This window comes from Corynebacterium guaraldiae (assembly GCF_053480195.1).
Map to the genome: position 1 here is coordinate 55,079 of NZ_JBRBAU010000014.1, position 6,634 is coordinate 61,712.

Consider the following 6,634-nt stretch of genomic DNA (forward strand, 5'->3'; position numbering starts at 1 on the left):
CTCAGTCCAATAAGGGTGAGAAGGACACAGGGTGCTTCTCGGGGGAAAGAAACACACACCAAGCCCTTGGAAAAGGGATATACCCCAGGTAGGGAACAAGACAGAAAGAGAAGAACATGACTCAAACGTTCCGCACAGAAGCCGACGTAATGGTGGCCACCGCCGGCCGCGTCGACTCCACCAATGACGAGGTACAGGGTGAGCTCACCCGTCTGCAGGGTGTTGTGGATTCCGTTCGCGGCAGCTGGGCAGGCCGCGCGCAGGTTTCCTTTGACAACCTGATGCAGCGCTACAACTCCTCCGCGCAGCAGCTGCGTGAAGCGCTGACCGCCATCAGCGAAAACATCAGGGATAATGCCCGCAACTTCGACACGGTTGAGGCGGATAACGCCCAGTCCTTCGAGAACGTCGGCGGCGCGGGACTGGCCTTGTAGCGCTAGCTGCTTTCACTGACTACAGCACACGTTGAATTACACACGAGCACACAGAAGATAAGGAACACGCAATGTCTGGAATCAAGTATCAGTTCGGCGCCATCGCCGGCGCCGCCGCCGACATCAACTCCACCTCCGGTCGCATCAATGGACTCCTCGGTGACCTGAAGGCCACCCTGCAGCCGATGGTATCGACCTGGGAGGGAGATTCCGCTGCGGCATATAACGCGGCGCAAGCTAAGTGGGATAAGGCGGCCGCCGAGCTCAACACGGTGCTGGCGACCATCTCCACCACGGTCTCCCAGGGCAACGACAACATGAGTGACGTCAACCGTCGCGCTGCCGCCAGCTGGGGATAAACCGACCTGGCTGTGAGTCTTGAACTGGGTGGGTGAGCTTTTTCTTTAACACCATTCACCACCATGAGTGATGAGCGGTAGGTAGGAAGGCGCGGAGGCTAGGAAAGGAAGGCGCAGGGAATGGAAGGGCTGGACGCGCCGCCTTGACTCAGCTTCCACCGCCCGCCCAGTGAAGGCGCCGGTATCGCTTCTCATCAACGTTTCTGTCTCTACCCCCACCCCGAATGAATTGAGGTGGAGGCGTTGGTGAGGGGCGATATCGGCGTTTTGGGTTTTCAAACTGCTGCGTACTAAAGTGAAACACCTATGTGTCCGCACCCCGTCGTTAGTGGGTGCGCGCGGGCTGCAGGTCTCCACCGGCCGCTGTATGTACCGCGTCAAGGCTTACATAGCGATGGCCGGCAGTTCCGAGACAGACTTTCAAGGAGTCATTTTGTCTACTTTCCACCCGAAGAGCGGTGACATCACCCGCAAGTGGTACGTCATCGACGCTACCGACGTGGTTCTGGGCAAGCTCGCTTCCACCGTGGCTGACATGCTGCGCGGCAAGCACAAGCCCCAGTACGCACCGAACGTTGATTGCGGCGACCACATCATCATCCTGAATGCGGACAAGATCCACATTTCTTCCAACAAGCGCGAGCGCGAGATGCGCTACCGCCACTCCGGTTACCCGGGCGGCCTGAAGTCCATGACCCTTGGTCAGTCCCTGGACGCCAACCCGGTCCGCGTTATCGAGGAAGCTGTGAAGGGCATGATGCCGCACAACAAGCTTTCCAACGCCTCCATCAAGAAGCTGCACGTTTTCGTGGGCGAGGAGCACCCGTACGCCGGCCAGAAGCCGGAAACCTTTGAGTTTAAGCAGGTGGCACAGTAATGACCGAGCAGAACATCGACAACAATGTAGCCGACGCTGCCGACATCGCTGCAGCAACCGCCGCTACCGAGGAGTTCACCAACACCATCGGTGATTCCCTGGCAACCGATACCGAGGCTGAGGTTGAGACCGCTGCCCCGGCTATCCATGAGGGCCCGATCCAGACCGTTGGTCGCCGTAAGCGCGCCATCGCTCGTGTTCGCCTCGTTGCTGGTTCCGGAAACATCTCCGTCAACGGCCGTGCCTTTGACGAGTACTTCCCGAACAAGCTGCACCAGCAGGACATCCTGCAGCCGCTGACCATCCTTGAGCGCGATGGCCAGTTCGACATTAAGGTCACCGTCAACGGTGGTGGCCCGACCGGCCAGGCCGGCGCTCTGCGTCTGGCTATCGCCCGCGCACTGAACGTCTACAACCCGGCTGACCGCCCGGCCCTCAAGAAGGCCGGCCTGCTCACCCGTGACGCTCGTGCCGTGGAGCGCAAGAAGGCTGGTCTGCACAAGGCACGTCGTGCCCCGCAGTACTCCAAGCGTTAATCTTCGCGCACTGCATTTTTCGAAAGCCGCTGCTTCCCTTGTATGGAGGCGGCGGCTTTCGCTATGCGTAGGGCCTGCACAACGTGAAGCCGCGAGTCATAGACAGACATCGTTGGTGGCCCGATCTGCGGAAGCTATGGGGTAGCAGGCATAATGAACAACTATGACTCGACTTTTTGGAACCGATGGAGTTCGCGGCCTAGCGAACAAGAAGCTCACTCCGATCCTGGCCTTGCGCTTGGGACAGGCGGCGGCGGAGGTATTGACCTCGGACCGCGAGTCCTATGAGCGTCGACCGCTCGCGATTATCGGGCGCGATCCGCGCGTGTCGGGTGAGATGCTGGATGCGGCGATCGCATCGGGCTTAGCATCGCGTGGCGTCGACGTCGTACGCGTCGGCGTGCTGCCTACCCCGGCTATCGCGTTCCTCACCGATGACTTTGGGGCAGATCTCGGCGTGATGATCTCCGCCTCCCATAACCCGATGCCGGACAATGGCATCAAGTTCTTCTCCGCGGGCGGTAAGAAGCTGCCTGATGAGGTGGAGGATCGCATCCAGGCTGCCATGGGAAGCCTCACCGAAGACGGACCTACTGCGACCAAGATTGGTCGCATCATTTCGGAGGCCCCCGACGGCCGCGAGCGCTACCTCAAGCACTTGGCCGAGGTCGTGACCACGGATCTGAGCGGCATCAAGGTTGTCGTCGATACCGCTAATGGTGCTGCCTCCAAGGTGGCACCGCAGGCCTACGAGGCTGCGGGTGCTGAGGTCATTGCCATTCACAACAAGCCCAATGCTTTCAACATCAACGAGGACTGCGGTTCGACGCACATCGAGAAGACCCAGGAGGCCGTCGTCGAGCACGGCGCCGATCTGGGCTTGGCTCACGACGGCGACGCTGACCGTTGCTTGGCCGTGGATGCCGAGGGCAACGTTGTTGACGGCGACCAGATCATGGCGATCCTCGCCGTGGGCATGAAGGAAGACAACGATCTCCGCTTCAACACCTTGGTGGCTACCGTCATGTCGAACCTGGGCCTGAAGCTGGCCATGCAGGAGCAGGGCATCGAGGTCAAGGAAACCGCCGTGGGTGACCGCTACGTGCTGGAGGAGCTCAACCGTGGCGATTACTCCCTGGGCGGCGAGCAGTCCGGCCACGTGGTGTTGCCGGATGACTGCACCACTGGTGATGGCACTCTGACTGGCCTGTCCATCATGGCGCGCATGGCGAAGTCCGGGAAGTCCATCAAGGAGCTGGCCTCCGTGATGACGGTATTGCCGCAGGTGCTTATTAACGTGCCGGTTTCCGATAAGGCCGTCATTCTTAAGGCTCCTGAGGTCAAGGAAGCAATCGCTGCCGCCGAGTCGGAGCTTGGAAACACAGGCCGCGTTCTGTTGCGCCCGTCCGGCACGGAGGAGCTCTTCCGCGTCATGGTGGAGGCTGCTGAAGAGGAGCAGGCGCGCAAGGTGGCGGGCAAGCTCGCTGCGGTTGTTGCTGCAGTCTAGTTCTACGCACCCACGCTAAACCCCGGGCCATGTGGCCTGGGGTTTCGTGTTTTGTGGGTGATGGGGGAACCGGAGGGGAGGTTTCTCAGTCCAATAAGGGCAGGAATCACTGTTTGTTGTGGACGAGAAGGAGGGCGCTCATGCCCGACGTATTTTTTGATGAGGACGAAGCCACGCGGCTTCTCGACGCCGTCGTGGACCAAACCCGCGCCCAAAGTGACGCGCATCGTGGGGACAGACCGAACTTTCCCGCGTCATCCGCGGGCCGGGACTTCGGCGGGCATGGGGCGCAGATTCAGGCGTTGCTGAGCCAGCTGCATGAGCGCGGAGCGTGGCGGTTGGACAACATATCGGCCACAGCGGATGCTGCACGCGCACAGCTGCGTGCTTTCGGGGAGATCGACCGTGGCCTTTCTGGCCAGCTTGGTGAGCAGGAAGCGGGGATGAACTGATGTCCACGATGGTCAAGTCGCTTTTGGGTGATTATTCACAGGCGGTGTCCCAGTTCCAGGCCGCTAGCTTAGGCGGCTACTCCGGACCCAGCACACCTATTGGTTTGTTGGGAGACATGGTGGGTTCGGTCGATGGGATAAAACCGGATGACCTGGTGAGCAGTACCGCATCGGCGATGGGTGCTCGGCGGCCGCGGCGCGGCGGCAATGGTTTGCGAGATTTCCTTTTAGGAACGGTCCTATCGCTGGCCGGGGGAGCGCTCATGGATCACCTTCGCGGCGTGCAGGATGACTTTGAGAAGGAAAGGGAGGAAGCCGATGACCTGGTGGAATCCGCGCAGCAGTGCTCCGAGGCCATCGAGGATGTGGTCGATGTTTCCGATTCTGCAGTGGCAGAGCTCATCTCCGCTGTCATTCCTCTGCTTAATATCCTGACGATGCTATTGCAGCGGCACCCTTTGGGAAAGGCCATCGTCCCAATGATTTCGAGCATTGGTGGAGACCTTATCGATCAGACGAATGACACTATTACGCAGACCTGCCGGGACCGCGATACTGCCATCGAGAATTGCTATGGCGAGTTTGAGAGGCGCTGTTCTGAGGTGTGTGAGCGCGAGCTTCCGGAGACCCCGCCGGAACCCGAATGTGGTTGCGAGGACAAACCGAAGCAGTGCCCACAACCTGAGCCTGAGCCTTGTGAGTCGACGAAGCCAGCCCAGTCCACTGAACCTGTTGCGCCAGCGCAGCCTTCTCCCGCACCGGCTCCTTCCACACCTGCCCCGCCGCAGCAACCGGTTGAGCAGGGGGTTGAAAAACCGGTAGTGCCACCGGAGGAGCCGGCGCCAACTCGTCCCGCTGCGGCGCCGGAAAAAGAGTGCCCACCGGATGAAGAGAAGCCACAGCCGGCGAAACCGAGCCAGCCTCCAAGCACACCAATTGAAACCGTAGAGCAGCCCAAGCCGGAATCCACTGCGCCAGAAGCGCAGCACACACCGTGTGGCTGCCATGCGGAGAAAGAAGCGCAGTCCTGCGGTTGCAGTGAGCAGCAACGTGAAATAGAAACCACGAAGCCAGCCGATGCAGGGGTGGAGAGTCCCACGGAACCCGTGCAACAGGAGGTGATAGACTGCCCGGAGGATATGGAGCTGGTGGCTGAGGAGAAGGAGTGCCCTGAGGAACCGGTAGAAGGTGAAGACTGTGAGGTGCCAGAGCAGCCACCAGTTGCGGAGCCGGGTGAGTGCAAGCTTGAAGAATCCTGCTGCGGAAGCTTGGGAATCCTCGGCGTAGGGGTTGCCATCCTGGGACTGGGCCTCTTGGCCGAGGCGGCTGTGGACTTCATCGAAAACCTACCGGAGCCAGAACCTGTACCGGTGCCTGAGCCAGAGCCCGAACCCCAGCCAGAACCAGAGCCCTGTCCGCCGCCTGCGCCGGAACCTGCTCCTGACAATGGTGTTACGCCGCCACCGCCGGAGCTGAACAACGTCCCGGAGCCAGAAGCACCGCCGGAGAAGCTCGCACACATGCAAGCAGCGGAAGCACCGGTGCCAGCACCGGATCCTGCGCCAGCACCCGCATCCGAGCCAGCGCCGGGGCCCGCTCCCGCAACTGAGGCCGCACCAGACATAGCGCCGCAAGAAAGCTCAGAGACATCGTCTGTACACGCACGAAAGGCAGGGCAGTGGTAATGCCGCACAATGATTTTGATGAGTTCGCGCGCGGATTCCGCGAGCGCACAGCAGCACGGCTACTGGAGTTTGAGAAAGCCATGGCTAAGGCACAGGATGAGCTGGAAAAATCTGCGCAGCGCGCGGCCCAAACCCAAACGCGCCCGGACCCACAGAGACGAAGCCCAGCCGCCAGGGGCGTAGGGCACGGCCAAAGCCAGGGGCAGGGGCGAGGCCGCCCGCGCGGTCAAGTGCAATCGGTGCTCAGGCGCGGGTGACACGGAAACCGGGAAACTCCTCTGTGCGCCAGCAGCTCCAGGTGCTACCGTGGCGTGAGTAGTCGCTGCACGTATCAACCAGGGTTCGGAGGGGAAGACCGCATGACAGTTCCTTGGCTTTATGACGTCTTGTGGGGCGTTCTTCCCATGCTGTACCTCTTGGTGGCTTTTGTTGTGCTTGGCATTGAGATTAAATACGACAGAGAAATGGCCCACATAAAACTGTGGACGGCCGCTCAGTTGCTTCTCCCGGGCATTGCACTTATCGCTTGGCTTTTCATTGAGGTTCCTCGGTTAAAACGATTAAAGCAGGACAAATAAACGATCGTCCTGCTTTAGTCGGAGCACATGTGCGCCTTGCGGTGCTAGCTCGTCGAAACCTCTCCTGTCGTGCTAGAAATGTGATGTCTAGCGACTTTTTGGACACGGAGTCCAGGATGTTTTTGGACGGGATGTCTAGTGGCTTTTTGGACGTTTGCGGCGGTGGAATAGCCGGATGGCTATTCCATTGCATAAGCGTAGAAAGG

8 protein-coding genes are annotated in these 6,634 nt (G+C 60.2%); all 8 read left to right on the plus strand.

All coding sequences use genetic code 11. The annotated features are described in order from the left end of the window. Positions 1-116: 116 nt before the first annotated feature. The 8 genes from ACUY3D_RS10850 to ACUY3D_RS10885 all read left to right on the plus strand — a co-directional run bounded on the left by ACUY3D_RS10850 (position 117) and on the right by ACUY3D_RS10885 (position 6,428). On the plus strand, positions 117-434 hold the full coding sequence (locus ACUY3D_RS10850; protein WP_070521640.1) for a WXG100 family type VII secretion target: 318 nt from the start codon (positions 117-119) through the stop codon (positions 432-434). A 71-nt stretch (positions 435-505) separates the two neighbouring features. Further along, on the plus strand, positions 506-793 hold the full coding sequence (locus ACUY3D_RS10855) for a WXG100 family type VII secretion target (RefSeq protein WP_070521638.1): 288 nt from the start codon (positions 506-508) through the stop codon (positions 791-793). Between the two features lie 433 nt (positions 794-1,226). Then, the gene (gene rplM, locus ACUY3D_RS10860) at positions 1,227-1,670 is read left to right on the plus strand and encodes a 50S ribosomal protein L13 (protein ID WP_010189505.1); all 444 of its coding nucleotides are present in this window, start codon (positions 1,227-1,229) and stop codon (positions 1,668-1,670) included. Continuing rightward, entirely contained in the window at positions 1,670-2,206 is a 537-nt protein-coding gene (rpsI, locus tag ACUY3D_RS10865; RefSeq protein WP_070521636.1) for a 30S ribosomal protein S9, read from the plus strand. Before rplM ends, rpsI begins: the two co-directional genes overlap by 1 nt. A gap of 163 nt (positions 2,207-2,369) precedes the next feature. Beyond that, entirely contained in the window at positions 2,370-3,713 is a 1,344-nt protein-coding gene (gene glmM, locus ACUY3D_RS10870) for a phosphoglucosamine mutase (RefSeq protein ID WP_070530775.1), read from the plus strand. Positions 3,714-3,853: 140 nt separating this feature from the next. Beyond that, a complete protein-coding gene (locus ACUY3D_RS10875; RefSeq protein WP_070563739.1) occupies positions 3,854-4,165 on the plus strand; it encodes a hypothetical protein in 312 nt (103 codons plus the stop codon). Continuing rightward, positions 4,165-5,850 carry a zinc metalloprotease gene (locus ACUY3D_RS10880; protein ID WP_448241109.1) on the plus strand — a complete coding sequence of 562 codons (1,686 nt, stop codon included), beginning with the start codon at positions 4,165-4,167 and terminating at the stop codon, positions 5,848-5,850. The genes ACUY3D_RS10875 and ACUY3D_RS10880 overlap by 1 nt, the downstream gene beginning before the upstream one ends. Positions 5,851-6,209: 359 nt before the next feature. Next, a complete protein-coding gene (locus tag ACUY3D_RS10885) occupies positions 6,210-6,428 on the plus strand; it encodes a hypothetical protein (RefSeq protein WP_448241110.1) in 219 nt (72 codons plus the stop codon). Positions 6,429-6,634 lie beyond the last annotated feature (206 nt).

Excerpts from the sequence above, each read along its gene's own strand:
- ACUY3D_RS10850 (WP_070521640.1), top strand. The coding sequence starts at position 117 with ATGACTCAAACGTTCCGCACAGAAGCCGACGTAATGGTGGCCACCGCC.
- ACUY3D_RS10855 (WP_070521638.1), top strand. The coding sequence starts at position 506 with ATGTCTGGAATCAAGTATCAGTTCGGCGCCATCGCCGGCGCCGCCGCC.
- rpsI (WP_070521636.1), top strand. The coding sequence starts at position 1,670 with ATGACCGAGCAGAACATCGACAACAATGTAGCCGACGCTGCCGACATC.
- glmM (WP_070530775.1), top strand. The coding sequence starts at position 2,370 with ATGACTCGACTTTTTGGAACCGATGGAGTTCGCGGCCTAGCGAACAAG.
- ACUY3D_RS10875 (WP_070563739.1), top strand. The coding sequence starts at position 3,854 with ATGCCCGACGTATTTTTTGATGAGGACGAAGCCACGCGGCTTCTCGAC.
- ACUY3D_RS10880 (WP_448241109.1), top strand. The coding sequence starts at position 4,165 with ATGTCCACGATGGTCAAGTCGCTTTTGGGTGATTATTCACAGGCGGTG.
- ACUY3D_RS10885 (WP_448241110.1), top strand. The coding sequence starts at position 6,210 with ATGACAGTTCCTTGGCTTTATGACGTCTTGTGGGGCGTTCTTCCCATG.